The 26,087-nt window shown below is 61.6% G+C and carries 21 protein-coding genes and 3 pseudogenes; 9 read left to right on the top strand and 15 right to left on the bottom strand.

Features of this window, described 5'->3' with window-relative positions:
• Nucleotides 1–165 (bottom strand): annotated as a pseudogene (locus BFP96_RS31630) (hypothetical protein); the annotation flags it as partial.
• A gap of 107 nt (nucleotides 166–272) precedes the next feature.
• On the opposite strand from BFP96_RS31630, the gene BFP96_RS02525 reads away from it, so the two are divergent.
• Nucleotides 273–719 carry a universal stress protein gene (locus tag BFP96_RS02525; protein ID WP_065893527.1) on the top strand — a complete coding sequence of 149 codons (447 nt, stop codon included), beginning with the start codon at nucleotides 273–275 and terminating at the stop codon, nucleotides 717–719.
• Between the two features lie 181 nt (nucleotides 720–900).
• Here BFP96_RS02525 and BFP96_RS02520 read toward each other — a convergent pair whose 3' ends face one another.
• Nucleotides 901–2,820: an ATP-binding cassette domain-containing protein gene (locus BFP96_RS02520; RefSeq protein ID WP_065886332.1), complete on the bottom strand. Its 1,920-nt coding sequence runs from the start codon at nucleotides 2,818–2,820 to the stop codon at nucleotides 901–903.
• A 213-nt stretch (nucleotides 2,821–3,033) separates the two neighbouring features.
• On the opposite strand from BFP96_RS02520, the gene BFP96_RS02515 reads away from it, so the two are divergent.
• Nucleotides 3,034–4,962: a transglycosylase SLT domain-containing protein gene (locus BFP96_RS02515; RefSeq protein WP_065895934.1), complete on the top strand. Its 1,929-nt coding sequence runs from the start codon at nucleotides 3,034–3,036 to the stop codon at nucleotides 4,960–4,962.
• 85 nt (nucleotides 4,963–5,047) lie between these two features.
• Here the strand turns inward: BFP96_RS02515 and BFP96_RS02510 are convergent.
• Nucleotides 5,048–5,803 (bottom strand): annotated as a pseudogene (locus BFP96_RS02510) (Fic family protein); the annotation flags it as partial.
• A 64-nt stretch (nucleotides 5,804–5,867) separates the two neighbouring features.
• Entirely contained in the window at nucleotides 5,868–7,634 is a 1,767-nt protein-coding gene (locus BFP96_RS02505) for an ABC transporter transmembrane domain-containing protein (RefSeq protein WP_065935513.1), read from the bottom strand.
• A 245-nt stretch (nucleotides 7,635–7,879) separates the two neighbouring features.
• On the opposite strand from BFP96_RS02505, the gene BFP96_RS30775 reads away from it, so the two are divergent.
• Complete coding sequence (locus BFP96_RS30775; protein ID WP_163001695.1) at nucleotides 7,880–8,053, top strand: PA1571 family protein; 174 nt, start codon at nucleotides 7,880–7,882, stop codon at nucleotides 8,051–8,053.
• Between the two features lie 54 nt (nucleotides 8,054–8,107).
• On the opposite strand, the gene pdxB is transcribed toward BFP96_RS30775, so the two are convergent.
• Nucleotides 8,108–9,250 carry a 4-phosphoerythronate dehydrogenase PdxB gene (gene pdxB, locus BFP96_RS02500; RefSeq protein WP_065935512.1) on the bottom strand — a complete coding sequence of 381 codons (1,143 nt, stop codon included), beginning with the start codon at nucleotides 9,248–9,250 and terminating at the stop codon, nucleotides 8,108–8,110.
• A 177-nt stretch (nucleotides 9,251–9,427) separates the two neighbouring features.
• Between pdxB and BFP96_RS02495 the strand changes: the two genes are divergently transcribed.
• Nucleotides 9,428–10,831 carry an MATE family efflux transporter gene (locus BFP96_RS02495; RefSeq protein ID WP_065935511.1) on the top strand — a complete coding sequence of 468 codons (1,404 nt, stop codon included), beginning with the start codon at nucleotides 9,428–9,430 and terminating at the stop codon, nucleotides 10,829–10,831.
• Nucleotides 10,832–10,938: 107 nt separating this feature from the next.
• On the opposite strand, the gene tusA is transcribed toward BFP96_RS02495, so the two are convergent.
• Together tusA and rlmM are read right to left on the bottom strand one after the other, a co-directional pair.
• Nucleotides 10,939–11,184, bottom strand: a complete 246-nt coding sequence (tusA, locus tag BFP96_RS02490; protein WP_065895782.1) for a sulfurtransferase TusA — start codon at nucleotides 11,182–11,184, stop codon at nucleotides 10,939–10,941.
• A 126-nt stretch (nucleotides 11,185–11,310) separates the two neighbouring features.
• Nucleotides 11,311–12,387: a 23S rRNA (cytidine(2498)-2'-O)-methyltransferase RlmM gene (rlmM, locus tag BFP96_RS02485; protein ID WP_065935510.1), complete on the bottom strand. Its 1,077-nt coding sequence runs from the start codon at nucleotides 12,385–12,387 to the stop codon at nucleotides 11,311–11,313.
• A 191-nt stretch (nucleotides 12,388–12,578) separates the two neighbouring features.
• On the opposite strand from rlmM, the gene acnA reads away from it, so the two are divergent.
• Complete coding sequence (gene acnA, locus BFP96_RS02480) at nucleotides 12,579–15,320, top strand: aconitate hydratase AcnA (protein ID WP_065895780.1); 2,742 nt, start codon at nucleotides 12,579–12,581, stop codon at nucleotides 15,318–15,320.
• A gap of 69 nt (nucleotides 15,321–15,389) precedes the next feature.
• Here the strand turns inward: acnA and BFP96_RS02475 are convergent, their stop codons facing one another.
• Both BFP96_RS02475 and cysK read right to left on the bottom strand, forming a co-directional pair.
• Nucleotides 15,390–16,328: an aspartyl/asparaginyl beta-hydroxylase domain-containing protein gene (locus tag BFP96_RS02475; RefSeq protein ID WP_065886324.1), complete on the bottom strand. Its 939-nt coding sequence runs from the start codon at nucleotides 16,326–16,328 to the stop codon at nucleotides 15,390–15,392.
• A 250-nt stretch (nucleotides 16,329–16,578) separates the two neighbouring features.
• Nucleotides 16,579–17,553 carry a cysteine synthase A gene (gene cysK, locus BFP96_RS02470; protein ID WP_065935509.1) on the bottom strand — a complete coding sequence of 325 codons (975 nt, stop codon included), beginning with the start codon at nucleotides 17,551–17,553 and terminating at the stop codon, nucleotides 16,579–16,581.
• 125 nt (nucleotides 17,554–17,678) lie between these two features.
• Here cysK and BFP96_RS02465 point away from each other — a divergent pair, with 125 nt between their 5' ends.
• The 3 genes from BFP96_RS02465 to BFP96_RS02455 all read left to right on the top strand — a co-directional run bounded on the left by BFP96_RS02465 (nucleotide 17,679) and on the right by BFP96_RS02455 (nucleotide 20,993).
• Nucleotides 17,679–18,755: a DUF748 domain-containing protein gene (locus BFP96_RS02465; protein ID WP_065886322.1), complete on the top strand. Its 1,077-nt coding sequence runs from the start codon at nucleotides 17,679–17,681 to the stop codon at nucleotides 18,753–18,755.
• A gap of 214 nt (nucleotides 18,756–18,969) precedes the next feature.
• Nucleotides 18,970–19,815 (top strand): AAA family ATPase, encoded by an 846-nt coding sequence (locus BFP96_RS02460; RefSeq protein WP_003189627.1) that lies wholly within the window; start codon nucleotides 18,970–18,972, stop codon nucleotides 19,813–19,815.
• Complete coding sequence (locus BFP96_RS02455; RefSeq protein ID WP_065893517.1) at nucleotides 19,815–20,993, top strand: vWA domain-containing protein; 1,179 nt, start codon at nucleotides 19,815–19,817, stop codon at nucleotides 20,991–20,993. The genes BFP96_RS02460 and BFP96_RS02455 overlap by 1 nt, the downstream gene beginning before the upstream one ends.
• Before the next feature lie 136 nt (nucleotides 20,994–21,129).
• On the opposite strand, the gene BFP96_RS02450 is transcribed toward BFP96_RS02455, so the two are convergent.
• Genes BFP96_RS02450 through BFP96_RS02440 form a run of 3 tightly spaced genes read right to left on the bottom strand, consistent with a single transcriptional unit; the run spans nucleotide 21,130 to nucleotide 23,482 of the window.
• Entirely contained in the window at nucleotides 21,130–22,044 is a 915-nt protein-coding gene (locus tag BFP96_RS02450) for a 5-oxoprolinase subunit C family protein (protein WP_065935508.1), read from the bottom strand.
• Entirely contained in the window at nucleotides 22,041–22,745 is a 705-nt protein-coding gene (locus tag BFP96_RS02445; RefSeq protein ID WP_065893515.1) for a 5-oxoprolinase subunit B family protein, read from the bottom strand. Before BFP96_RS02445 ends, BFP96_RS02450 begins: the two co-directional genes overlap by 4 nt.
• Nucleotides 22,742–23,482 carry a 5-oxoprolinase subunit PxpA gene (locus tag BFP96_RS02440; protein ID WP_065893514.1) on the bottom strand — a complete coding sequence of 247 codons (741 nt, stop codon included), beginning with the start codon at nucleotides 23,480–23,482 and terminating at the stop codon, nucleotides 22,742–22,744. Before BFP96_RS02440 ends, BFP96_RS02445 begins: the two co-directional genes overlap by 4 nt.
• Before the next feature lie 177 nt (nucleotides 23,483–23,659).
• Here BFP96_RS02440 and BFP96_RS02435 point away from each other — a divergent pair, with 177 nt between their 5' ends.
• Nucleotides 23,660–24,574 carry a LysR family transcriptional regulator gene (locus BFP96_RS02435; RefSeq protein WP_065893513.1) on the top strand — a complete coding sequence of 305 codons (915 nt, stop codon included), beginning with the start codon at nucleotides 23,660–23,662 and terminating at the stop codon, nucleotides 24,572–24,574.
• Between the two features lie 62 nt (nucleotides 24,575–24,636).
• Here the strand turns inward: BFP96_RS02435 and BFP96_RS02430 are convergent, their stop codons facing one another.
• The 3 genes and pseudogenes from BFP96_RS02430 to BFP96_RS31060 all read right to left on the bottom strand — a co-directional run.
• Complete coding sequence (locus tag BFP96_RS02430) at nucleotides 24,637–25,179, bottom strand: DUF2937 family protein (RefSeq protein ID WP_065886315.1); 543 nt, start codon at nucleotides 25,177–25,179, stop codon at nucleotides 24,637–24,639.
• Between the two features lie 10 nt (nucleotides 25,180–25,189).
• Nucleotides 25,190–25,966, bottom strand: coding sequence for a class II glutamine amidotransferase (locus tag BFP96_RS02425; RefSeq protein WP_065886314.1), 777 nt, complete (start codon nucleotides 25,964–25,966; stop codon nucleotides 25,190–25,192).
• A 30-nt stretch (nucleotides 25,967–25,996) separates the two neighbouring features.
• Nucleotides 25,997–26,087, bottom strand: a pseudogene (locus tag BFP96_RS31060) (MFS transporter); the annotation flags it as partial.

The following is a 26,087-nucleotide window of genomic DNA, read 5'->3' as shown; positions in this document are numbered from 1 at the left end:
CTTGAGCCAGTGCGGCCACGCCTGGGGCGCCAGTTGCATGGCCAGCCCGATGCGGCGCGCCTCCATGCGCAGCGCCATGCGCCCGCTCTGATGGCGCGAGGGACGCAGCCATGCCAAAGGGCTCAGCACCACGACAAGGATTGACACCACTATCCAGACCGTCATATGTGTACTCCCGAATTTCTAGATGAGCGGATTTGACCTGACGCAACCGCATCCGCTTGGAAAGCAGCCATACTGAACTTATTGCAGTCCCCCTGGAGGAACGCCCCATGCCCTACACACATATTCTGGTCGCCGTCGACCTGACCGAAGAGTGCGATCCAGTGATCAAGCGTGCGCAGGAATCTGCATTGGCCAATGGCGCCATACTGTCGTTGGTGCATATCGTCGAGCCCATGGCCATGGCCTTTGGCGGTGACGTGCCGATGGACCTTTCCCAGTTGCAGCAACAACAATTTGACCAGGCCAAGGAGCGCCTGGATCGTTTGATTCTCAAATACCCGCACCTGAAAAAGGAAGACTGCCACCTGACATACGGCCAACCGCGCCAGGAAATCCATCACTTGGCCAAGGAAAAGGCTTGCGACTTGATCGTGGTGGGTAGCCATGGTCGCCATGGCCTGGCGCTGCTGCTGGGCTCTACTGCCAATGATGTGCTGCATGGCGCGCCGTGTGATGTGCTGGCCGTCAAGTTGGTTAAAGACACCAGCAAGTAAGACCGATGAAGATCAAATGTGGGAGGGGGCTTGCCCCCGATAGCATTCTGTCAGTTGATATATCTGGTGACTGATACACCGCTATCGGGGGCAAGCCCCCTCCCACATTTGGATCGCATTTCATATAAAAAACCCGGTGTTCATCAAGTGAGCACCGGGTTTTTTAATACGTTGAAATTACTCAGGCATCCAACTCGGCCCAACGCTCAACCAGCGCTTCCAACTCCTGGTTCAACGTCTCCAGGGTGGCGATGACTTTGGCGGTTTCCGCCGCCGGGCGCTGGTAGAAACCGGCGTCAGCCATCTCTGCCTCTACTGCGGCAATCTGCTGTTCCTTGGCGTCGATATCACCCGGCAAGGCTTCCAGCTCGCGCTGCAGCTTGTAGCTGAGCTTTTTCTTGGCCGAAGGCGCAGCTTCCTGTGCCGGAGCAGCGGCGGCCACGGGCGCGACGACCGCAGAGGTCAGGTCGGCCTTGCCGGACTTGCTTTCGGTCACGCCCAAAAGGCGCGGCGAACCGCCCTGGCGCAGCCAGTCCTGATAACCACCGACGTACTCGCGCACCTTGCCCTCGCCTTCGAAGACCAGGGTGCTGGTGACCACGTTGTCGAGGAATGCCCGGTCGTGACTGACCATCAGCACGGTGCCGTTGAAGGTCAACAGCACTTCTTCGAGCAACTCGAGGGTTTCCACGTCGAGGTCGTTGGTCGGTTCGTCGAGTACCAGCAGGTTCGCCGGCTTGCTGAACAGCTTGGCCAGCAGCAGGCGCGCGCGTTCGCCACCGGACAAGGCTTTCACCGGGGTACGCGCACGTTGCGGGCTGAACAGGAAGTCGCCCAGGTAGCTGAGGACGTGGCGGCTCTGGCCGTCGATGTCGATAAAGTCGCGACCTTCGGCGACGTTGTCGATGACGGTTTTCTCCAGGTCCAACTGGTGGCGCAACTGATCGAAGTAGGCGACGTCGATACGCGTGCCCTCTTCCACCGTGCCGCTGGTCGGCTGCAGACCGCCGAGCATCAGCTTGAGCAAGGTGGTCTTGCCGGTGCCGTTGGCGCCCAGCAGACCGATACGGTCGCCGCGCGCCAGGACCATGGAGAAGTCCTTGATCAGGAACGGACCTTCCGGGTGATGGAAGCTGACGTTCTCCAGCACCATGACCTGCTTGCCCGACTTGTCGGCCGTGTCGAGCTGGATATTGGCCTTGCCGGTGCGCTCGCGACGTTCGCTGCGCTCCACACGCAGTGCTTTCAACGCACGCACGCGGCCTTCGTTACGGGTGCGACGCGCCTTGATGCCCTGGCGGATCCAGACTTCTTCCTGGGCCAGTTTCTTGTCGAACAGCGCGTTGGCGGTCTCTTCAGCCGAGAGTGCGGCTTCCTTGTGCACCAGGAAGCTGGCGTAGTCGCCGTTCCAGTCGATCAGGCCGCCACGGTCCAGTTCGAGGATGCGGGTGGCCAGGTTTTGCAGGAAGGAACGGTCGTGCGTGATGAACAGCACGGCGCCCTGGAAATCCTTGAGGGCTTCTTCCAGCCAGGCGATGGCGCCGATATCCAGGTGGTTGGTCGGCTCGTCGAGCAGCAGCAGATCCGGTTCGGACACCAGGGCCTGGGCCAGCAGCACGCGACGACGCCAGCCGCCGGACAACTGGGCGAGGGTCTTGTCGGCCGGCAGTTGCAGGCGGCTCAGGGTGCTGTCGACCAGTTGCTGCAAGCGCCAGCCATCGCGGGCTTCGAGGTCTTGCTGGACGTGCATCAGCTTGTCCAGGTCGGCTTCGGTGACGCAGTTCTGCGCCAGGTGATGGTATTGCGCAAGCAATTCGCCAACGCCGTCCAGGCCTTCGGCGACCACGTCGAACACTGTCCGCTCGTCGGCTACCGGCAATTCCTGCGGCAATTCGCCAATCTTGAGGCCCGGAGCGCGCCAGACAGAGCCCTCATCGGGCTTCTGGTCGCCTTTTACCAGCTTCATCATGCTCGACTTGCCGGTGCCGTTGCGGCCGATGATGCACACCCGCTCACCACGGGCGATCTGCCAGGACACCTTGTCCAACAACGGCATAGCGCCGAAAGCAAGGGACACATCGCTGAATTTGAGCAGGGTCATACGCTTCTCCAAAAACTGGGCGCGCATTCTACCTGAGTTGAGGGTGGGATGCGGCCTGCATTTTCGCTGCCGACACGTTCTGCAGGACATTTGCCGCGAACTTGAACCAACCGGCCGGCAAAGCTTTCGCCGGTCGCTGGCAAAAGGCTAAGCTAGGGGCAATCAGTGTCGGCGATGCCGGTGCTAGTCGTGATTTCTCTGCACGGACGTCTCATGCGCAGTCGCCTTTTCAACTTTTTATCCTGTCTGCTTCTTTCCACCACCGCCGTTCAATCTGCCCAGGCCGTGGACCTCACCACCCAACGTCAATATTACGATGAAGCCAAGCGCGCCCTCGCCAAGGGCGACAGCGGCCCCTACATGCAATACAGCCAGGCCCTGGCCGACTACCCGCTGACGCCGTACCTGGCGTATGACGAACTGACCGCACGCCTTAAAACCGCGAGCAACCAGGAAATCGAACAGTTCCTCGCCAAAAACGGCGACCTGCCCCAGGCCAACTGGATGAAGCTGCGCTGGTTGCGCTGGCTGGCCGACCGGGGTGACTGGCAGACCTTTGAAAAGTACTACGATACCAAGCTCAATTTCGTCGAGCTGGACTGCCTGCACGGCCAGTACCAACTGACCCACAACCTCAAGGCCGAAGGCTACAAGACCGCCGAGAAGCTGTGGATGACCGGCAAATCCCAGCCGGCCGCCTGCGATGTGACCTTCGGCCAGTGGGCCTCTGACGGTCAGTTGACCGAGCAGAAAATCTGGGACCGCACCAAGCTTGCCGCCGAAGCACGCAACTACGCACTGGCCAACAGCCTGGTGAAAACCCTGCCGACGCTCGGCGCCCAGGGCCGCCTGATGATCGACGTGGCGCAAAAACCCGACATGCTCAGCGACCCGTCGCGCTTCCTGCCGGCCACCGAGGCCATGTCCGACGCCGTGGGCCTGGGCCTGCGCCGACTGGCCCGCCAGGACCCGGACAAGGCCATGGCCCTGCTGGACGGCTACGCCAGCAGCATGCACTTCTCCCGTGACGAAAAAGTTTCGATAGCCCGGGAAATCGGCCTGACGCTCGCCCGTCGCTACGACCCTCGTGCGTTGGACGTAATGACCCAATACGACCCGGAGTTGCGCGACAACACCGTATCCGAATGGCGCCTGCGCCTGCTGCTGCGACTGGCACGCTGGGAAGATGCCTACCAACTGACCCGCAAGCTGCCCCAGGACCTGGCTACCACCAACCGCTGGCGCTACTGGCAGGCGCGCAGCCTGGAGCTGGCCGAACCGAAAAACCCGCAGGCACTGGTGCTGTATAAAAACGTGGCCAAGGAACGCGACTTCTACGGTTTCCTCGCCGCCGACCGCTCCAAGACCCCTTACCAGTTGAACAACAAGCCGCTGGTGATGAGCCAGGCGCTGGTCAATAAAGTGCGCAACACCCCAGGCGTGCGCCGTGCCCTGGAGTTCTACGCCCGCGGCCAGATCGTCGATGGCCGCCGCGAGTGGTACCACGTCAGCCGTCACTTCAACCGTGATGAAATGGTCGCGCAGGCGAAGCTGGCCTACGACATGAAGTGGTACTTCCCGGCGATCCGCACGATCAGCCAGGCGCAATATTGGGACGACCTGGACATCCGCTTCCCGATGGCCCACCGCGACACCCTGGTGCGCGAAGCCAAGGTGCGCGGCCTGCATTCAAGCTGGGTGTTCGCAATTACCCGCCAGGAAAGCGCCTTCATGGACGATGCCCGCTCCGGTGTCGGCGCCAGCGGCCTGATGCAACTGATGCCCGGCACCGCCAAGGAAACCGCGCGCAAGTTCAGCATTCCCCTGGCCTCCCCGGCCCAGGTACTGGACCCGGACAAAAACATCCAGCTCGGCGCCGCCTACCTGAGCCAGGTGCACAGCCAGTTCAACGGCAACCGTGTGCTCGCTTCCGCCGCCTACAACGCCGGCCCCGGCCGCGTGCGTCAATGGCTGCGCGGTGCCGATCACCTGAGTTTCGACGTGTGGGTGGAAAGCATCCCGTTCGACGAAACCCGCCAGTATGTGCAGAACGTGCTGTCTTATTCGGTGATCTACGGGCAGAAGCTCAATTCGCCGCAGCCGTTGGTGGATTGGCATGAGCGGTATTTTGATGACCAGTAAGAGGGGCAGCTTCAAGCGGCAAGTTTGAAGCTTCAAGAGGAATGCCCGTATTGAGAGATGCGGGCATTTTTTAGAGTCGGCTTTACACCGCCTCAGCCAGCGCCAGGCTCAGGGCTTGCAACATGAATTCAACAAAGGGCGTCGCTTCTGCCTGCTGATCCGCCGCCGACAGCGCAGCATAGTAGGCATCCTGCTGATCCCGAATAACCGCCTCCACTGGCAGATAAGCCAGCGCCGGGCGCCATTGGCTGAGTATCAACGTCTGCCAGAGCCGCCCCATTCGTCCATTGCCGTCTGCAAAGGGATGGATGAATTCGAACTCGTAATGGAATACACAACTGGCGATCAAGGGGTGCCAATCTGAAGCTGACTGCCATTGCAGCAAATCATCGATCAGATGCGCAACGCGACTCGCAGGCGGCGCCATATGAACCAATTGCTCGCCGCGATAAATGCCAACCCCCGAGTGACGAAACCGTCCGGCATCGTCTATCAATCCGAACATCAGCAGTTCGTGGGCTTTGAGCAGGTCAGCACGATTACTCGGCGTCCAGTGCGGCATCGCCTCATAGGCTGCAAAGGCGTTGCGCACTTCCTGGATTTCCCGTGGCAGGCCCAGTACTCGCTTACCCTCCAAGACAGCGGTGACTTGCTCGACGCTGAGCGTATTGTTCTCGATCGCGAGCGAAGCCTGAATGGTGCGAATCCGATTACCGCGCCTCAGCTGAGGCGTCTGGCGGCTATCGTTGCCCGCCGAGAGCTGACCGATCTGCTCACTGATATCGGCTACCAGCGCCAGCATCTTTGTCGTCAGCGTCAACGGAGGTTGATAACGGCTCATATCCTCATCCAGATCATTTATCGAAAGGCCCTATGATGCCCTAAGGCGCAAGCACACTGCAGCTTCATTCCTCCTGCCCGCCATCACTGAACTGCAACGCCGCCAACCGCGCATACAGCGGATTGCTCGCAATCAACTGCTGATGCGTGCCCACGGCCACCAGCTTGCCCTGGTCCATCACCGCTATCCGGTCGGCGTTTTTCACCGTGGCCAGGCGATGTGCGATCACCAGGGTGGTACGGCCCTGCATCAATTGCGGCAGGGCTTGCTGGATCAGGTGTTCGCTCTGGGCATCGAGGGCGCTGGTGGCTTCGTCGAGCAGCAGGATAGGCGCATCCACCAGCAAGGCACGGGCGATGGCCAGGCGTTGCCGCTGACCACCGGAGAGGCCCAGGCCACCGTCGCCCAGGTGGGTCTGGTAGCCGTCGGGCATTTGCAGGATGAAGTCATGGGCATGGGCGATACGCGCAGCGGCCTCGACCTGTTCGTGGGTGGCGGTGGGGTTACCGTAGCGGAGGTTGTCTTCGATGCTGCCAAAAAACAGCGCCGGGCTCTGGGAGACCAGGGCAAAGTGGCGGCGCAGGTCCAGCGGGTCGAGTTCGGTCAGCGGCCTGCCTTCGAGCAGGATGCGGCCTTGCTGGGGGTCGTAGAAGCGCAGCAGCAGGTCAAAGAGCGTCGATTTGCCTGCGCCGGAAGGGCCCACCAGCGCGAGGGTTTCACCGGGGTTGATCGTCAGGTTCAGGCCATCGATGGCGTAGCTGTCTGGCCGCGACGGGTAGGAAAAGCGCAGGTCCTCAAGCGTCATGCGCCCGCTGACACGCGCCGGCAAGCGTACGCTGCCGCTGGCCGGCGCCTGGATGTCGTTGCTCGACTGCAACAGCTCGCCAATCCGCTCCGCCGCACCGGCGGCCCGCTGCAATTCGCCAAGCACTTCGCTCAAGGTGCCGACGGCGCTGCCGACGATCAGGCTGTAGAACACGAACGCCGCCAGCTCACCGCCGGAAATGCGCCCACTGATCACGTCCATGCCGCCCACCCACAACATCACGCCCACGGCGCCGAGCACCAGCATGATCACCAGGGTAATCAGCCAGGACCGCTGCAGGATGCGTTTGCGCGCGGTGGCAAACGCCTCTTCCACGGTCAGGGCAAAACGCTGTTCGTCCTGCGCCTGATGGTTATAGGCCTGCACGGTCTTGATCTGGCCCAGGGTCTCGGCCACGTAGCTGCCGACATCAGCGATGCGGTCCTGGCTCTGCCGTGACAGGCTGCGCACACGCCGGCCGAAGATCAGGATCGGCGCCAGCACCAGCGGCAACGCCACCACCACAATGCTGGTGAGCTTGGGGTTGGTGATGAACAGCAGCACGATACCGCCAATGACCATCAAGGCATTGCGCAGGAACAACGACAGTGATGAGCCGATCACCGATTGCAGCAAGGTGGTGTCGGTGGTCAGGCGTGACTGGATTTCCGAGCTGCGGTTGTTCTCGTAGAAACCGGGATGCAGGTAGATCAGGTGGTTGAACACTTGCCGGCGAATGTCCGCCACTACGCGCTCACCGATCCACGACACCAGGTAAAAGCGCGTGAACGTGCCCACCGCCAGGCCCAGCACCAGCAGCATGAACAAGCCGATGGACTGGTTGAGCAGGTGCGGTGACTGGGTCATGAAACCCTGGTCGACCAGCAGGCGAATGCCTTGCCCCATGGACAAGGTAATACCGGCGGTGACGATCAGCGCCAACAGGGCGCCCAGCGCCTGCCAGCGGTAGGGCGCGATAAAGCGGCTGGCCAGGCGGATCGCGCGGCGTTGACGGGTTGAGAACATACGGGCTTCACCACTGACGGAGTCTAACCCTCAACATTGGGGGAACTTGCGCAAATAACAATGAGTCAGGTTAATTATGCCCGCCGATAGAGGCCGCTAGAGGCTATCGGTCTAAGACTGATCTGGAAATATGTGCCGGTTTCTGGTGGACTGGGTGTCCGAACCGGTGAACGTGTATGGAGTTGTAACAGCTCGGTCACGCGGGGGAATTAAAGTAGGTACACAACCTGATGAGGAGACAGGCCATGACCTTGCAAAACAGCAGCAATGCCAAGATTGAAGTGATCCGCCAACCGCAGGCGCTGCCTTGCTCTTACATCGATGCCAAGGGCCGCGAAGTGCAGATTACCGAAGAAATGATCCAGCAAGCGTGCAGCGAACTGGAACAGCGCCTGGTCAAGCCTGCGCAGCAAGGCTGAAACGCCCATGCTCTTTCAAACCCGGCCCAGGTGGCCGGGTTTTTTATCGGCTGTCTAAACGCAGACCGCGCCCAGTGCGGTCACGATGTTGGACAACACGGCCGACTCGCCGTTGATGCGCACCTTCAGGCCATCAATCTCGCGGCGCTCCGGGTAGTGCTTGCGCAATAAGTCAAAGGCCTTGCGCTGCTCGTCCACCGTTCCCACAAGGCTGCGGCGCAAATCCGCATCATCGCGGCGCGGGTCGTACACGCTGCGGCACAAGGTCGCCAACGCCCAGGCCGGGTCGGTCGACGCGTTCAGGTGCACCTCGGCCAGCCACGGTTGCGGCAGCAGGTCGCTCAAGTGGATGCTCGGCTCCAGGCCCTGGTGGGCACAGAACGCCTGATAGACCTGCGCCGTGCCGCGCTGCTTGCCGTCGAGGCTGTAGCCGGCGATATGCGGGGTGGCCAGTACGCACAGGTCAGCCAGGTCGGCATCCACCTGCGGCTCGCCCTCCCACACATCCAGCACCGCTTGCAGATCTTCGCGCTCAAGTAATACGTCGCGCAGGGCGGCGTTATCCACCACCGCGCCTCGACTGGCGTTGATCAGCCAAGTGCCGGGCTTGAGTTGTTCCAGGCGCTGGCGATCAAACAGATGCCAGGTGGCGCCATTGCCGGACTTGATCAGCGGCGTGTGCAGGCTGATCACGTCGCATTGCTCGATGATCTGTTGCAGGCTCACGTAGTCGCCGTCTTCGGCGATCTGTCGTGGCGGGTCGCAGACCAGCACGTTCCAACCCAGGCCCTCGAGCACCTGGACCAGCCGCCCGCCGACCTCACCGGCGCCCACGATGCCATAAGTACGCTGGGTGAGGTCGGCCCCTTCGATTTCGGCCAGGGTCTGCAAGCTGCCCAGCACATAATCCACCACGCCCCGCGCATTGCAGCCCGGTGCGCTGGACCACTGGATACCGGCCTGGCGGAAATAATCGAGGTCCAGATGATCGGTGCCGATGGTGCAGGTGCCGACAAAACCCACCTTCGAGCCCTCAAGCAGGGCGCGGTTGACGTTGGTCACCGAACGCACCAGCAGCACATCGGCCTGCTCCACCGTGGCGCGGTCAATCGAACGACCGGGTACGCGGCGAATCTCGCCAAATCCTTGGAAAAATGCATCGAGCAGCGGAATATTTTCGTCGGCAACAATCAGCATGGCGGGCTCCTTTGGCGGATCAGCAGTGTACAGGCATGGGATTGAAGTGACACATGGGTTATGGGGTGCCTGTGTAGTCGCATTACAAATCAGCAACATAGGTTTTTTCCTGACCGTTGCGTCAAGGCGTAGAATCCGCCGTCCTTGCGACTGCCCTTTTTGATTGGACACCTGTACGTGAACACCGCTACCGCTACCCTCACCCGCCCCGCCCGCATCCGTCGGGAAGTGCGCGGCCTGCTGACACTGGCGCTGCCGATTATGATCGGCCAACTGGCAACCACCGCGATGAGCTTTGTCGACGCCGTGATGGCCGGGCGGGTCAGCCCCAAGGACCTGGCGGCGGTGGGCCTGGGTAACTCGATCTGGATCCCGGTGTACCTGCTGATGACTGGCACCCTGCTGGCCACCACACCGAAAGTCGCGCAGCGCTACGGTGCGGGCAAGCTCAACGAAATCGGGCCTTTGGTGCGTCAGTCATTGTGGCTGGCCGTGGTGGTCGGCCTGTGCGGCGGCCTGTTGTTGCTGTGCGCCGAGCCGATACTGCACGCAATGAAGGTCGAGCCCGACCTGATCGAGCCGTCCATGGGCTATCTGCATGGCATCGCGGCCGGGATGCCGGCCATTGCGCTGTATTACGTGTTTCGCTGTTTCAGTGACGGCCTGGGCCGTACGCGGCCGAGCATGGTCATGGGCCTGATTGGCCTGGCGCTGAATATTCCGCTGAACTACATCTTCATCTACGGCCATCTCGGCCTGCCGGCCATGGGCGGCGTGGGATGCGGCTGGGCCACGGCGATTGCAATGTGGGTAATGATGCTCGGTCTGGCCGGGTGGACGCGCTGGGGCGCGGCGTATCAGAGCAGCGAATTGTTCAAGCGCTTCGACTGGCCACAATGGGCGGTGATCAAACGCGTACTGGGGATCGGCCTGCCGATTGGCGTGGCGATCTTTGCCGAATCGAGCATCTTCGCGGTCATCGCCCTGCTGCTGGGCAACCTGGGCGCCACGGTGGTATCCGGCCATCAGATCGCGCTGAATGTCAGCTCGCTGGTGTTCATGATTCCCTACTCCCTGAGCATGGCCGTCACCGTGCGCGTCGGCCAGGCCCTGGGCCGTGGCGAACCGCGTGAAGCACGCTTTGCCGCAGGCGTCGGCATGGGTACGGCGCTGGCCTATGCCTGCCTGTCCTGCAGCCTGATGCTGGTGTTTCGCGAACAGATTGCGGCGATCTACACCCCCGACCCGGTGGTGATCCACCTGGCATCGATGCTGATCGTGTTCTCGGCGCTGTTCCAGTTCTCCGATTCGATCCAGGTGACCGCCGCCGGTGCGCTGCGCGGCTATCAGGACACGCGGGTGACCATGCTGCTGACCTTGCTCGCCTACTGGGGCGTGGGGTTGCCGGTGGGTTACGCCCTGGGGTTGACCGACTGGCTGGGCGAACCCAGCGGCCCAAGCGGTTTGTGGCAGGGCCTGATCGTGGGCCTGAGTTGCGCGGCGGGCATGCTGCTGGTTCGCCTGGCGCGCAGTGCGCGCCGACGCATCCGGGCAGGCACCGCGCTCACGCGCGCACTGTAGGAGCGAGCTCGCTCGCGAAAAACCTGAGAACGCCTGGTTAAACCAGAAGCGCTGCGTGATCGTCAGCGTTTTTCGCGAGCAAGCTCGCTCCTACAGGGGTTCGGCGGTCAATCGGCTTTTTTGCGGATCCAGTAAAGGTACGTGCCGGCCTCTTCTTGTTGACTGACCAGTTCATGGTCAAGGAACACACAGAACTTGGGAATATCGCGGCGGGTCGACGGGTCGGTCGCGATCACCTTGAGCAGGCCGCCCGGCGGCAGGTCACGGATGTGCTGGTGCAGCATCATCACCGGCTCCGGGCAGTTGAGGCCGGTGGCGTCGAGGGTGCCGTCGACGGGCAATTCAAGACTCATACTTCACTCCTAAAACCAACCGCTCTCCTGTGGGAGGGGGCTTGCCCCCGATGAAGGGGGGCACATTCAACATCAATTTCGACAGTGATACCGCCATGGCAGGCAAGCCAGCTCCTACATTGGATATCAGTGTCTCTTGGGTTTCTTTACGTCCACCAACCGGCGCAAGTGGCACGTCACTTCCTCACGGTCGTGGTACAGCTGCTTGCAGCCGATTTCCACACGAATGCCTCGGGCCTTGAAGCCCTCTTCGATGCGCTCGAGCAAACGCTTCACTTCGGCATAACGCTGCTTCATCGGCAACTTCAAGTTGACCACCGCCTCGCGGCAATGTCCCTCGCCGATCCAGGTTTCCAGCAACGCGGCGTTGCGTGCGGGCTTCTCGACGATGTCGCACACCATCCAGTCCACCGGCTGCTTGGGCACGAAGGTGAAGCCGTCGGCCATCAAGTGCTGCACCAGGCCAGTGTCCATTAGGCTTTCGGCCATGGGGCCGTTGTCGATGGCGGTCACCAGCATGCCCCGGTTGACCAGTTGCCAGGTCCAGCCGCCGGGGGCCGCGCCGAGGTCGACACCGGTCATGTCACCGTGCAGGCGTTCGTCCCATTGCTCGCGGGGGATGAAGTGGTGCCAGGCCTCTTCCAGCTTCAAGGTCGAGCGGCTGGGCGCGTCACGCGGGAATTTCAAGCGCGGGATGCCCATGGGCCACATTGCCGAGTTGTTCGACTCGGCCAGGCCCATGAATACTTCGCGGCCGCTCTTGAACGTCAGCAGCAGGCGCGGCTTGCTCGGGTCGTCCACCAGCCGGCCGGCGTTAAGCAAGGCTTTGCGCAGGTGCACTTCAAATTTCTTGCAGAAGTTCGACAGTTCCTTGCCGTCGTTGGTATCGACCATCTCCAGCCACAGGCTGCCGCACACCGGAAACGCGTGCAGGTGGGCGAGGATCACGCTGATGCGGTCGGTTTCCGGCAGGTCGATAAACACCCCGCGCGCCCACTGCCTTGGGAAGATCAGCTCGGCGAAGCGCTGGCCGTGCATCAGGCGCTGCGCGCCGTCTTCTTCAGTGCAGACAAATTCGGCGCAAGCGCTGCCGGTCTTGGCCTTGGCGTAGCCGGACACGTTCAGGCGCGCGGCGTGTTCCGCGATCTCGGAACAGACTTCGCCTTCAAAACCCGGGCGGCAGTGCATAAAAAGGGTGTTCAATTGAATCTCCTGGCAACTGGATTGCTCTATCGCAATACCTGTCATGAAAACGCGCGCATGATAGCCGAGTTCGGAACCTTGGACTCAGCGATAGAGTCCAGTTATTAGCCTGCTAATGAAAACAGCGCTAAGTTGAACGCTCTGTTCGTCCCGTCAGGTCCGTGGCCGTGCGGATCATAAGGAGTCATGTAATGTCATCCCTCGATAGCCTGAGAACCCTTAAGACACTGCAAATAGACAGCAAGACCTACCACTACTTCAGCCTGCCCGAAGCCGCCAAGAGCCTGGGTGACCTGGACAAGCTGCCGATGTCGCTCAAAGTGCTGCTGGAAAACCTGCTGCGCTGGGAGGACAACAAAACCGTCACCGGCACCGACCTCAAGGCCATCGCCGCCTGGCTCAAGGAACGCCAGTCCGACCGCGAAATCCAATACCGCCCCGCCCGCGTGCTGATGCAGGACTTCACCGGCGTACCTGCCGTGGTCGACCTGGCCGCCATGCGCGCCGCCGTGGCCAAGGCCGGGGGCGATCCGCAGCGCATCAACCCGCTGTCGCCGGTGGACCTGGTGATCGACCACTCAGTGATGGTCGACAAGTTCGGCAACGCCGACGCCTTCGAGCAGAACGTCGATATCGAAATGCAGCGCAACGGCGAACGCTACGCCTTCCTGCGCTGGGGCCAGAGCGCCTTCGATAACTTCAGCGTGGTGCCACCGGGCACCGGCATCTGCCATCAGGTCAACCTGGAATACCTGGGCCGCACGGTGTGGACCAAGGAGGAAGATGGCCGCACCTACGCCTTCCCCGATACCCTGGTAGGCACCGATTCCCACACCACCATGATCAACGGCCTCGGCGTACTCGGCTGGGGCGTGGGCGGGATCGAAGCGGAAGCGGCGATGCTCGGCCAGCCGGTGTCAATGCTGATCCCGGAAGTGATCGGCTTCAAGCTCACCGGCAAATTGAAGGAAGGCATTACCGCCACCGACCTGGTGCTGACCGTGACCCAGATGCTGCGCAAAAAAGGCGTGGTCGGTAAATTCGTCGAATTCTATGGCGACGGCCTGGCCGATCTGCCCCTGGCCGACCGTGCCACCATCGCCAATATGGCGCCGGAATACGGCGCCACCTGCGGCTTTTTCCCGGTCGACGAGGTAACGCTGGACTACCTGCGTCTGTCCGGTCGCCCGGCGGAAACCGTCAAGCTCGTCGAGGCCTACACCAAGGCCCAGGGTCTGTGGCGCAACGCCGGCCAGGAGCCGATCTTCACCGACACCCTGGCCCTGGACATGGGCAGCGTCGAAGCCAGCCTCGCCGGGCCGAAACGCCCGCAGGACCGCGTCGCCCTGCCCAATGTGGGCCAGGCGTTCAGTGATTTCCTCGACCTGCAATTCAAACCCACCAGCAAGGAAGAAGGCCGCCTGGAAAGCGAAGGCGGCGGTGGCGTCGCCGTGGGCAATGCCGACCTGGTGGGCGAGGCCGACTACGAATACGAAGGCAACACCTATCGCCTGAAAAACGGTGCCGTGGTCATCGCCGCCATTACGTCGTGCACCAACACTTCCAACCCCAGCGTGATGATGGCGGCCGGGCTGCTCGCGAAGAAGGCCGTGGAAAAAGGCCTGACGCGCAAACCGTGGGTCAAGAGCTCGCTGGCGCCGGGCTCGAAAGTGGTCACCGACTACTACAACGCGGCCGGCCTCACTCACTACCTGGACACACTCGGTTTCGACCTGGTGGGCTACGGCTGCACCACCTGCATCGGCAACTCCGGGCCGCTGCCCGAGCCGATTGAAAAAGCCATTCAGAAAGCCGACCTCTCCGTGGCATCGGTGCTGTCCGGCAACCGCAACTTCGAAGGCCGTGTGCATCCGCTGGTGAAAACCAACTGGCTGGCCTCGCCGCCCCTGGTGGTGGCCTACGCGCTGGCCGGTACGGTGCGTATCGACATCAGCAGCGAGCCGCTGGGTAACGACCGGCAGGGCAACCCGGTGTACCTGAGGGACATCTGGCCCAGCAGCCAGGAGATCGCCGACGCGGTGGCCCAGGTCACCACGGGGATGTTCCACAAGGAATACGCCGAAGTCTTTGCCGGCGACGAGCAGTGGCAGGCGATCGAGGTACCGCAAGCGGCAACCTACGTGTGGCAAGCGGATTCCACCTATATCCAGCACCCGCCGTTCTTCGACGATATTGCCGGCCCGCTGCCGGTGATCGAAGACGTCAAGGGCGCCAACGTGCTGGCCCTGCTCGGCGACTCGGTGACCACCGACCACATCTCCCCCGCCGGCAACATCAAGACCGACAGCCCGGCCGGGCGTTATCTGCGCGAGCAAGGCGTGGAGCCACGGGACTTCAACTCCTACGGCTCACGTCGCGGCAACCATGAAGTGATGATGCGCGGCACCTTTGCCAATATCCGTATCCGCAATGAAATGCTCGGTGGCGAAGAAGGCGGCAACACGCTGTATATCCCCACCGGCGAGAAGATGGCGATCTACGATGCCGCCATGAAGTACCAGGCATCGGGCACACCGTTGGTGGTGATCGCCGGCCAGGAATACGGCACCGGTTCGAGCCGCGACTGGGCGGCCAAGGGCACCAACCTGCTGGGGGTCAAGGCGGTGATCGCCGAGAGCTTCGAACGTATCCACCGCTCCAACCTGGTGGGCATGGGCGTGCTGCCGCTGCAGTTCAAGCTGGACCAGAACCGCAAGGCGCTCAAGCTTACCGGCAAGGAGAAGATCGATATCCTCGGGCTGACCGATGCCGAGATCGAGCCACGGATGAACCTGACGCTGGTGATTACGCGCGAAGATGGCAGCAGCGAGAAGGTTGAGGTGCTGTGCCGGATTGATACCTTGAATGAAGTGGAATATTTCAAGGCAGGTGGGATTCTGCATTACGTATTGCGCCAACTGATCGCCAGCTGAAGATCGCTGCAGATCAAATGTGGGAGGGGGCAAGCCCCCTCCCACATTGATGGCATTCCAGATTTCAGATCAGCCGAACAGCCACTTCCACAGCAATACCAGGACCACCACCGCCAGCACCGGCCGCGCAATGCGGTAGGCCTTGGGGTGCTTGCGCTTCCACTGCTTGACCTGGCCGCTGAACTTGTCGCTGAAGGTCTTGCTCCAGGCATACGCCTGGTTGATCCCGCCCACGCGCTCGTCGTCCAGGTTCTGCGGTGCGGTCGCGCGTCCCAGTTGCTTGCTGACCCAACGGTTGATGCGGGTCATCAGGCGATTGCTCAACGGTCGCTCGATGTCACAGAACAGGATCACGCGGGTCTTTTCAGTCTCGTTCTTCACCCAGTGCACGTAGGTTTCGTCGAACATCACGTCTTCACCGTCGCGCCAGGCATACACCTGGCCATCGACGAAGATGCGGCAGTCGTCGGAGTTCGGCGTGGACAGCCCCAGGTGATAGCGCAGGGAGCCGGCGAAGGGGTCACGGTGCGGGTTCAGGTGGCTGCCGCCCGGCAACAGCGCGAACATTGCGCCCTTGACGTTGGGAATGCTGCTGACCAGCGCCACGGTTTTCGGGCACAGGGCTTCGGCCGATGGCAGGGGTTTGTCGTACCATTTGAGGTAGAAGCGCTTCCAGCCTTTCTTGAAGAACGAGCCGAAACCGGCGTCGTTGTTCTTTTCGGCGGCGCGGATATAACCCTCGTCGAACAGGTGCATGGCCTCTTCGCGGATCACTTCCCAGTTGTCCTTGAGCACGTCCAGTTCCGGGAACTTGCTGCGGTCCAGGTAGGGCTTGGACGGCACTGCGGAAAACAGATACATCAAGGCGTTGTATGGGGCGAACAGCGCCGAATGGTTGACGAACTGACGCAACATCGGCAAACGGGCCTTGCCGCGCAGGTGCACATACAGCGTACTGCCGATAAACAGCAGCAACACCGACAGTTTGGCGGCCAAAGAAAAGGTCATGCAGCAACTCCTGAAAATAAGCGCCTGGCCAACAGCTTCCCATCGCGGGGAAACCAGACATAGCAGCCGGCCATGATAAACACTTGGCGCATTATGCAGAAGGCCCCTGCCGACCGGCTGACCTGGATCAACACGCCTCCCCCCTGTAGGAGCGAGCTTGCTCGCGAAGAACCTGAGAACGCCACGTTGAATCAGTAAACCCGCGTTATCGTTGACGTTCTTCGCGAGCAAGCTCGCTCCTACAGCCGATTCACGCCTGGTTTTCCTGGTCGGTGAACAGGTCACTGAACAGCATGCTCGACAGGTAACGCTCGCCCGAGTCCGGCAGAATCACCACGATGGTCTTGCCCTGCATTTCCGGTTTCTCGGCCAGGCGCACCGCCACGGCCATGGCGGCGCCGCAGGAAATGCCGCACAAAATGCCCTCTTCCTGCATCAAGCGCCGGGCCATGGCCTTGGATTCGTCGTCGGTGACCAACTCGACGCGGTCGACCATCGACAAGTCGAGGTTTTTCGGCACGAAACCGGCGCCAATGCCCTGGATCTTGTGCGGGCTGGGCTTGATCTCTTCACCGGCCAGCGCCTGGGTAATCACCGGCGACACGGCGGGTTCCACCGCCACCGAGAGGATCGGCTTGCCTGCGGTGTGCTTGATATAGCGTGACACACCGGTGATCGTGCCGCCGGTGCCCACGCCCGCGACCAGCACGTCCACGGCGCCGTCGGTGTCGTTCCAGATTTCCGGGCCGGTGGTTTTCTCGTGAATGGCAGGGTTGGCCGGGTTTTCGAACTGGGCCGGCATAAAGTAGGTGCTCGGGTCGCCGGCGACGATTTCGCCCGCTTTGTCGATGGCGCCCTTCATGCCCTTGGTCGGTTCAGTCAGCACCAGCTCGGCGCCGAGGGCCTTGAGCACTTTACGGCGCTCGATGCTCATGGACGCGGGCATGGTCAGCAGCAGTTTGTAGCCCCGTGCCGCCGCCACGAACGCCAGGCCGATGCCGGTGTTGCCGGAGGTGGGTTCGACAATGGTCATGCCCGGCTTGAGCTTGCCGCTGCTTTCCGCGTCCCAGATCATGTTGGCGCCTATGCGGCACTTCACCGAGTAGCCGGGGTTACGCCCCTCGATCTTGGCCAGGATGGTGACCCCGCGCGGTGCGATGCGGTTGATCTGCACCAGGGGCGTATTACCGATGGAGTGCGCGTTGTCTGCAAAAATGCGGCTCATGACGGGTCCTGTTTGGCAATGTCGGAAAGGCCCCAAGGGTATGCCTCGTGCCACTAGGCGTCCAGTCGCAGGAACGTTGCGCCGCTTGCAGCAGTCCATCTCCTACGAGCAAGGAGAACTGCCCCATGAAACGTCGCTACAGTTGGCCGCTCTGGACCGTCGCCGGGCTGGTGCTGGTCCTGGTTGCCGCAAACATCGCGCTGCCTTACCTGGTGCGCAACTACCTGAATGAAAAGCTCGCCGACATGGGCGATTACCGTGGCGAAATTGCCGATGTGGACCTGGCCTTGTGGCGCGGCGCTTACCGGATCAACGGGCTGCAGATCGTCAAGGTGGACGGCAAGGTGCCGGTGCCGTTCGTCAAGGCACCGCTGATCGAGTTCGCGGTGAGCTGGCATTCACTGTGGTACGACCATGCCGTCGTAGCCGAAGGGCATTTCGTACGCCCGGAAATCAACTTCGTCGACGGCGGCGCCAACAAGCAGGCGTCCCAGACCGGTAAGGGCACCGACTGGCAGGAACAACTGAGCAAGTTGTTGCCGATCACCCTCAACGAAGTGCGCATCGAAGACGGCAAGATCGCCTTTCATAACTTCAGTTCCAAGCCTGAGGTGAATATCAACGCCACCGGGGTCAACGCCAGCCTCTACAACCTGACCAACGTGGTGGACGTTGAGGGCAAGCGCGACGCGCGCTTTGAGGGCAAGGCGCTGCTGCAAGGCCAGGCGCCGCTGGAAGCCAGCGCCACCTTTGACCCGCTGAGTGATTTCGAAGAGTTCGAGTTCCGCTTTCGTGCCCGCGACCTGCAACTCAAGCGCATGAATGACTTCGCCTCGGCTTACGGCAAATTCGACTTCAAGGCCGGTACCGGCGACGTGGTCATCGAAGCCCAGGCCGAAAAAGGCCAATTGCGCGGCTACATCAAGCCACTGCTGCGCGATGTCGAAGTCTTCGACTGGCAGCAGGATGTGGAAAACAAAGACAAGAACATCTTCCGCTCGATCTGGGAGGCCGTGGTCGGCGCCAGCGAGACGGTATTGAAGAACCAGCGCAAGAACCAGTTCGCGACCCGGGTTGAACTGAGCGGCAGCGTGCACCAGCAGAATGTCAGCGCGTTTTCAGCGGTTATTGCCATTCTGCGCAACGGCTTTATCCAGGCCTTCAACGCCCGCTATGAACAACCCAAGCCCAGCGCCGATTAAAACTGTGGGAGGGGGCTTGCTCCCGATGACGGTGTGTCAGTCTATACATCTGTAACTGAACCACTGCTATCGGGGGCAAGCCCCCTCCCACATGTCCCCCAGTGACCAAGAGATTGAAGTGACCGGCCATTCAGAGACTGAATAACCCGTCTGCGTTCACAGTCGCCGGGGCTGCGCGGTATAGTCGGGCATTGATGAATTCGAGGAATGACCGATGAAGTTCGAAGGCACCCAGGCCTATGTGGCTACCGATGACCTGAAACTGGCCGTCAACGCCGCCATCACCCTGGAGCGGCCGCTGCTGGTCAAGGGCGAACCGGGCACCGGCAAGACCATGCTCGCCGAGCAACTGGCCGAGTCCTTCGGCGCCAGGTTGATCACCTGGCACATCAAGTCCACCACCAAGGCCCATCAGGGCCTCTACGAGTACGACGCGGTCAGCCGCCTGCGCGACTCGCAGTTGGGTGTGGACAAAGTGCATGACGTACGCAACTACCTGAAAAAGGGCAAGCTCTGGGAGGCTTTCGAGTCCGAAGAGCGGGTGATCCTGCTGATCGATGAAATCGACAAGGCCGACATCGAGTTCCCCAACGACCTGTTGCAGGAACTCGACAAGATGGAGTTCTACGTCTACGAAATCGACGAGACCATCAAGGCGAAAAAACGCCCGATCATCATCATTACCTCCAACAACGAGAAAGAGCTGCCGGACGCCTTCCTGCGCCGCTGCTTCTTCCATTACATCGCCTTTCCCGACCGCACGACCCTGCAGAAAATCGTCGATGTGCACTATCCGGACATCAAGAAAGACCTGGTCAGCGAAGCGCTGGATGTGTTCTTTGACGTGCGCAAGGTGCCGGGCCTGAAGAAAAAGCCCTCCACATCCGAACTGGTCGACTGGCTCAAGCTGCTGATGGCCGACAACATCGGCGAAGCGGTCCTGCGCGAACGCGACCCGACCAAGGCCATCCCCCCACTGGCCGGGGCCCTGGTGAAGAACGAGCAGGACGTGCAACTGCTGGAACGTCTGGCATTCATGAGCCGTCGCGGTAATCGATAATGTTGCTCAACCTGTTCAATGAAATGCGTGCCGCCAAGGTGCCCGTGTCGGTGCGTGAGCTGCTCGACCTGATCAACGCGCTGAAACAGCGCGTGACCTTCGCCGACATGGACGAGTTCTACTACTTGGCCCGGGCGATCCTGGTCAAGGACGAGCGGCATTTCGACAAGTTCGACCGGGCCTTCGGTGCCTACTTCAACGGCCTGGAAAAGCTCGATGACCACTTGCAGGCGCTGATCCCCGAAGACTGGCTGCGCAAAGAGTTCGAACGCTCGCTGAGCGATGAGGAGCGCGCGCAGATCCAGTCCCTCGGCGGCCTCGACAAACTGATCGAGGAATTCAAAAAGCGCCTGGAAGAACAGAAGGAACGCCACGCCGGCGGCAACAAGTGGATTGGCACCGGCGGCACCAGCCCCTTCGGTTCCGGTGGCTACAACCCCGAAGGCATCCGCGTGGGCGATGCCGGCAAGCGCCAGGGCAAGGCAGTCAAGGTCTGGGACCAGCGCGAGTACAAGAACCTCGACGACCAGGTTGAGTTGGGCACGCGCAATATCAAGATCGCCCTGCGCCGCCTGCGCAAGTTCGCCCGCCAGGGCGCGGCCGAAGAACTGGACATCGACGGCACCATCGACCACACCGCACGCGACGCCGGGCTGCTGAATATCCAGATGCGTCCTGAGCGGCGCAACACCATCAAGCTGTTATTGCTGTTCGACATCGGCGGCTCGATGGACGCCCACGTGAAAATCTGCGAAGAACTGTTCTCGGCGTGTAAAACCGAGTTCAAGCATCTGGAGTACTTCTACTTCCACAACTTCGTCTACGAGTCGGTGTGGAAGAACAACCAGCGGCGCACCTCGGAACGCACCTCCACCCAGGATTTGCTGCACAAATACGGCGCTGATTACAAAGTGATTTTCATCGGCGATGCGTCCATGGCGCCCTATGAGATCACCCAGGCCGGCGGCAGCGTCGAGCACTGGAACGAGGAGCCAGGGTATGTGTGGATGCAGCGGTTCATGGCCAAGTACAAGAAACTGATCTGGATAAACCCCTATCCGAAGGACACGTGGGGCTATACGGCATCGACGGCGATTGTGCGGGAGTTGGTGGAGGATCAGATGTATCCGCTGACGTTGCGCGGCCTTGAGGAAGGGATGCGCTTCTTGTCCAAATAGCCCACATGCCTCATCCAACACCTATCCAATGTGGGAGGGGGCTTGCCCCCGATGGCAGTGGTTCAGTCATAGATGTGTTGACTGACACACCGCTATCGGGGGCAAGCCCCCTCCCACATTTGGACCTCTGTGTTTATCAGCCAGTGCTCAGCCGCTGCAAATAGTTGACATGCTGCCGATGTGCCGTCTCCTGCACCACGGGCGCCAACCTTACTTTCTCCCCGGGCAAACACTGCGCCAACCGCGCCAGCGATAACGGCGTCAACGCGCCCAACCGGGGATAACCACCAATAGTCTGCCGATCATTGAGCAACACAATCGGCTGCCCGTCCGGCGGTACCTGGATGGCGCCCAAGGGAATACCTTCGGAAATCAACGATGGCCCCTGGTACTGCAGCGGCGTGCCCAGCAAGCGCATGCCCATGCGGTCGGCGCGGCTGTCCAGGGCCCATTCGGTGTTGAACGCATCGAACAGGCTTTGGCCGCTGAACCGGCCGATCTGAGCGCCGATGATCACGTCCAGTGATGCACCGGATGGCAAATCCGGCTTGGCCTGCACCTTCATTGCGCCGCCCGTACCGGAATAAGCCAGGCGCCCGCCTTCAGCCAACGCCTTGCCGAAACCGTCTACGCCACCCAGTTCCTCACGTACTACGGTGGCGCAACTGCCCAACACATCCGGCGCGTCGAACCCGCCCGGTGCCGCCAGGTAAGCCCGCGCGCCTTTGAACGGTTGGGTGAAGCGCAGGCGCTGGCCCTTTTGCAGGATAAAGCTGCGCCCCGGACTGATCGCACGTTCATCAATAAAGGCGCCCAGGTCCGCACCGGCCAGGGCCAACAAACAGTAATCCTCGGCCTGTACGGTAAAACCGCCCAGGGTAATTTCTATTACCGGCGCATCCAGGGCATTGTCCAGCAGCCAATTGGCCCATGACATCGACACCCAATCCAGCGCCCCGCCCTGGGTCACGCCAAGGTGGCGTACGCCGAAACGACCGGCGTCCTGCAACAGGCACAGCGGTGTGCTGGCCTCAATGATCAAGCGGCTCATGCCTGCGCCTCCAGAGGCGTGTCATCGCCGCCCAGGTTGACGAACTCAGCGTGGCCGACCGCCTCGAAACGCACCGTATCGCCGGGCTGCATCAGGCTGTAGCCGTCGCGTTCGCGGTCGAACAGTGTCGCCGGGGTGCGCCCGATCAGGTTCCAGCCGCCGGGGGATACGACCGGATAGGCAGCGGTTTGCCTTTCGGCGATGCCCACGCTGCCGGCCGCTACGCGTTTGCGCGGGGTGTTGAGACGCGGCGTGGCGAGGATGTCGTCCACCAGTCCCATGAAGGCAAAACCGGGGGCGAACCCCAGGGCGAACACTTGATACAGGTGGTCGCTGTGGCGACGAATCACCTCAGCAACCGCCAGCCCGCTGCGCTGCGACAGCAAGCCAAGCTCCGGCCCGACGCTCAGGTCGTACCACACCGGCAGCACATGGCACCGGCCAGCGCCCTGGGCCTGGGGCTGCAGGTCGGTCAGGGCATGCTCGATCAACGCCCGGGCCTGGGTCGGGGTCAACGCCGTGAGGTCGTAATGCACCATCAAGGTGGTATAGGACGGCACCAAGTCCACTAATGCTGCGCCGAACCCGCTGCGCAGGCGCTCGGTGGCGGCGAGCATCCACGGCATGTTGGCTTCGGCAATCGCGTCAAACAGGCGCACCATCAGGCAGTCGATGGCCACCACTTCAATCCGTGGTTTCATGCTGGCTTCAACGCTTGGCGAATACGCTGCACCGCCGCGACCGAGCTGGCGTTGTCGCCATGCACGCATAAGGTATTGGCCTGCAGCACCAGCGCGCTGCCATCGCTGGCGACCAGCGGCTCACCACGGGAAAGGGTCAGGGCCTGCTGGACGATGGTCTCGGCGTCATGATGCACCGCGCCCGGCAACTGGCGCGAAACCAGATGGCCCTGGCTGTCATAGGCGCGGTCGGCGAAGGCTTCGAACCACAGGGTCACGCCGTACTCGTCGCCCAGGGCCTGGGCAGCGCTGTCGTCGCGCGTGGCCAGCAGCATCAGCGGCAGGTCGCCATAGGCAGCCACGGCCTGGATCACCGCACGCAGTTGGGCGGGGTTTGCCATCATGTCGTTGTACATCGCGCCATGGGGTTTCACGTAGCTGACGCGCCCGCCTTGTGCGCGGCAGATGCCGTCCAGCGCACCGATCTGGTAGTGCATCAGGTCCTGGATTTCCTGGGGGGTGTACTGCATGGAGCGGCGGCCGAAACCTTGCAGGTCCTGATAGGCCGGATGCGCGCCCACTTGCACGCCATGCTTGAGTGCCAGGCTGACGGTCTTGCGCATGATGCTCGGGTCGCCGGCATGGAAGCCGCACGCCACGTTGGCGCAGTCGATGAACGGCATGACTTCGGCGTCCAGACCCAGGGTCCAGTTGCCGAAGCTTTCGCCGATGTCGCAATTCAATAGCAGGCGGCTCACGGGGTCGCTCCTGTAGGCTTTGTTTTTTTGTAGTGTGGGATCTTTTACCAACATCTCGCAACGATGTTGTCCTGAACCCCAACGACGCTTATCGTGGAACGGCTCGATTTTTGGCGCCGGCACGCCGCGGCGTCCAACTAATAAAAACCGATCCATGCATAAGAAAAAGTTGATCCCATGAATTTGAAGTTCCTCGAAACCTTCGTCTGGGTGGCCAAGCTCAAGAGTTTCCGCCTGACCGCCGAAAAGCTGTTCACCACCCAGGCGTCGATCTCCAGCCGCATTGCGGTGCTGGAGAGCGAGTTGGGGGTAAAGCTGTTCCTGCGCGATTCGCGCGGTGTGAGCTTGACCCCGGAAGGCTTGAAGGTGCTCGATTATGCCGAGCAGATGATGGTGACCCTGCAGGGCTTGAAGCAGTCCCTGGAAACCACCAGCAGCAAGGTCGGACGCATTCGGATCGGCGCAATGGACACCGTGATCCATACCTGGCTCAGCCCGTTGGTCGCTGAACTGATGAACCTGTTCCCGCGGGTTGAAATCGAATTGGTCGCCGATACTGCGCTGAACCTCAGCGATCAGCTGCAAAAAGGCTTCCTGGACCTGATCCTGCAAACCGACCTGCTGCGCCTGGAGAGCGTGCGCAGCCTGGAACTGGGCAGTCACCCCATGGCCTGGATTGTCGCCAGCCAGTCGATCTATAACCGCGATTACGCCTCCCTCGCCGAACTGGCCCAGGAACGCATCATCACCTACTCGAAAAACTCCTGCCCCCATCAGGATGTATTGAGTTTGATGCAAGCCAACGGCGTCGCCGCACCGCGCATGAACTGCGTCAACTCGGTATCAGCCATCACCCGGCTACTGCGCGATGGTTTTGGCATTGGCGCGCTGCCGCCGGTGCTGGTCAGCGAAGAGCTGGCACGGGGCGAGCTGGTGATGCTGGCGATGGCGCAGCAACTGCCGAACCTGCAGGTGGTAGTGTCGTGGCGCGTGGGGGTGGAGTTGGTGGAGGAGATTGTGGGGTTGTGCCAGAAGGTCGTCGCCCGCTATGCCGAGGAAGTCGGTAAAGAGCGGATGGTACTGAGCAACTGACTGAACCGGGTCCAAATGTGGGAGGGGGCTTGCCCCCTCCCACACTGGATTATTGTCAAGACTTAGAGCCCTTTCAAATCCCGCTCTTCAATCGGCCGGCTCTGGCGCAGGCGCCGGCCGCCCAGCACCACCCAGTCGATCAGGCGATACAGGCATTCGATACCGAACGACAGCAGCATCGCCCCGCCCAGGCCCCAGCCCATGGCCTCGGGCGTCAGCAGGATCTGGTAGCTGTAGCCATTCCAGGTTTCCAGGCGAATATCCGGATCAGCCGCCACCGCCACCTGGAGGGCGCGGATGTACCAAGGCCCCTGCATGGCCTGGAATTGCTTGTCCAACGCCAGTTGACGGTCAAGCATCGCGCCCAGGCTGCTGGCGTCGCTCTGGAAGACCGGGTCATCGCTGGCACGGTAATGCGCCACCAGCGCTTGCATGTCACCGTTGAAGAACTGCTGCGCGGTGGACTCGAACCCGCGCAGGCCCGTCTGGGCCTCGATCAAGTGGGCTTCGACGCGCTTGGCGTAATCGTTGATGAATCCCGGCACTTGCACGCCGACCAACAAGCCTATGGCAAACAGCACCAACCGCAGATAGCTGAGCAACATCGTCGACTCCTTATTCGGTCACGCCCTGGCTGACGCATTCTCCGCGTCGCCACAGGCTCCATTGGCCCGGTTCGTAGCGGGTCCAGTTTTCGTTGTCGGTCAGCGGTTCGGTGGCGATGACCGTTACCACGTCGTTGGGAGTGGTTTCGGCCTGAAAATCGACGATCACGTCGACATCTTTCAAGCGGGCCGGGCCAAAGGGCGCGCGCCGGGTAATCTGCGCCAGTTTGGTCGAGCAATAGCAAAACAGCCAGTCGCCATCGCTGAGCAGGCAGTTGAACACGCCTTTGCTGCGGTATTCGGCGCAGGCGGCGATCAGGTCCGGCAGCATCTGCTCAATGTCCACCGGTTCCGGGAAGGCTTCGCGCACGCGGTTGAGCAAGTCGCAGAACGCCGCTTCACTGTCGGTGTCGCCCACCGGCCGGTAGAAGGTGGCGCGGGGGCTGAAGTCCGCCAGTTGGCCATTGTGCGCAAAACACCAGTTGCGCCCCCACAGTTCGCGCACGAACGGGTGGGTATTGGCCAGGCTCACCTTGCCCACATTGGCCTGGCGGATATGGCCGATCACCACTTCGCTCTTGATGGGATAGCGCTGCACCAGCAGGGCGACTTCCGACTCGCTGCTCGCGGCCGGGTCCTGGAACAGCCGCAGGCCACGGCCTTCGTAGAAGGCGATGCCCCAACCGTCGCGGTGGGGGCCGGTTCGCCCGCCCCGCTGCATCAGCCCGGTGAAGCTGAACACGATATCGGTGGGGACGTTGGCACTCATGCCCAATAATTCACACATGCCAGGGCTCTCGCTGCAGGGCGGACAACGTTAAAGGCGCGGTTCGACCCGCATGCCGGAGGCGGGGGCCGGGCGACGGAACGGTTCGTCTTCCTCCGGCTCCGCGGCCAGCGCGGCATCC

The sequence above is a fragment of the Pseudomonas sp. 34 E 7 genome, assembly GCF_900005715.1.
GTDB classification, from domain to species: domain Bacteria; phylum Pseudomonadota; class Gammaproteobacteria; order Pseudomonadales; family Pseudomonadaceae; genus Aquipseudomonas; species Aquipseudomonas orientalis_A.
The sequence above is the reverse complement of the archived record's forward strand: the minus strand, read 5'-3'. Positions and strand labels throughout refer to the sequence as shown.

Coding starts and splice junctions, on each gene's coding strand:
- BFP96_RS02525 (WP_065893527.1), top strand. CDS start 273: ATGCCCTACACACATATTCTGGTCGCCGTCGACCTGACCGAAGAGTGC.
- BFP96_RS02520 (WP_065886332.1), bottom strand. CDS start 2,820: ATGACCCTGCTCAAATTCAGCGATGTGTCCCTTGCTTTCGGCGCTATG.
- BFP96_RS02515 (WP_065895934.1), top strand. CDS start 3,034: ATGCGCAGTCGCCTTTTCAACTTTTTATCCTGTCTGCTTCTTTCCACC.
- BFP96_RS02505 (WP_065935513.1), bottom strand. CDS start 7,634: ATGTTCTCAACCCGTCAACGCCGCGCGATCCGCCTGGCCAGCCGCTTT.
- BFP96_RS30775 (WP_163001695.1), top strand. CDS start 7,880: ATGACCTTGCAAAACAGCAGCAATGCCAAGATTGAAGTGATCCGCCAA.
- pdxB (WP_065935512.1), bottom strand. CDS start 9,250: ATGCTGATTGTTGCCGACGAAAATATTCCGCTGCTCGATGCATTTTTC.
- tusA (WP_065895782.1), bottom strand. CDS start 11,184: ATGAGTCTTGAATTGCCCGTCGACGGCACCCTCGACGCCACCGGCCTC.
- acnA (WP_065895780.1), top strand. CDS start 12,579: ATGTCATCCCTCGATAGCCTGAGAACCCTTAAGACACTGCAAATAGAC.
- BFP96_RS02475 (WP_065886324.1), bottom strand. CDS start 16,328: ATGACCTTTTCTTTGGCCGCCAAACTGTCGGTGTTGCTGCTGTTTATC.
- cysK (WP_065935509.1), bottom strand. CDS start 17,553: ATGAGCCGCATTTTTGCAGACAACGCGCACTCCATCGGTAATACGCCC.
- BFP96_RS02465 (WP_065886322.1), top strand. CDS start 17,679: ATGAAACGTCGCTACAGTTGGCCGCTCTGGACCGTCGCCGGGCTGGTG.
- BFP96_RS02460 (WP_003189627.1), top strand. CDS start 18,970: ATGAAGTTCGAAGGCACCCAGGCCTATGTGGCTACCGATGACCTGAAA.
- BFP96_RS02455 (WP_065893517.1), top strand. CDS start 19,815: ATGTTGCTCAACCTGTTCAATGAAATGCGTGCCGCCAAGGTGCCCGTG.
- BFP96_RS02450 (WP_065935508.1), bottom strand. CDS start 22,044: ATGAGCCGCTTGATCATTGAGGCCAGCACACCGCTGTGCCTGTTGCAG.
- BFP96_RS02445 (WP_065893515.1), bottom strand. CDS start 22,745: ATGAAACCACGGATTGAAGTGGTGGCCATCGACTGCCTGATGGTGCGC.
- BFP96_RS02435 (WP_065893513.1), top strand. CDS start 23,660: ATGAATTTGAAGTTCCTCGAAACCTTCGTCTGGGTGGCCAAGCTCAAG.
- BFP96_RS02430 (WP_065886315.1), bottom strand. CDS start 25,179: ATGTTGCTCAGCTATCTGCGGTTGGTGCTGTTTGCCATAGGCTTGTTG.
- BFP96_RS02425 (WP_065886314.1), bottom strand. CDS start 25,966: ATGTGTGAATTATTGGGCATGAGTGCCAACGTCCCCACCGATATCGTG.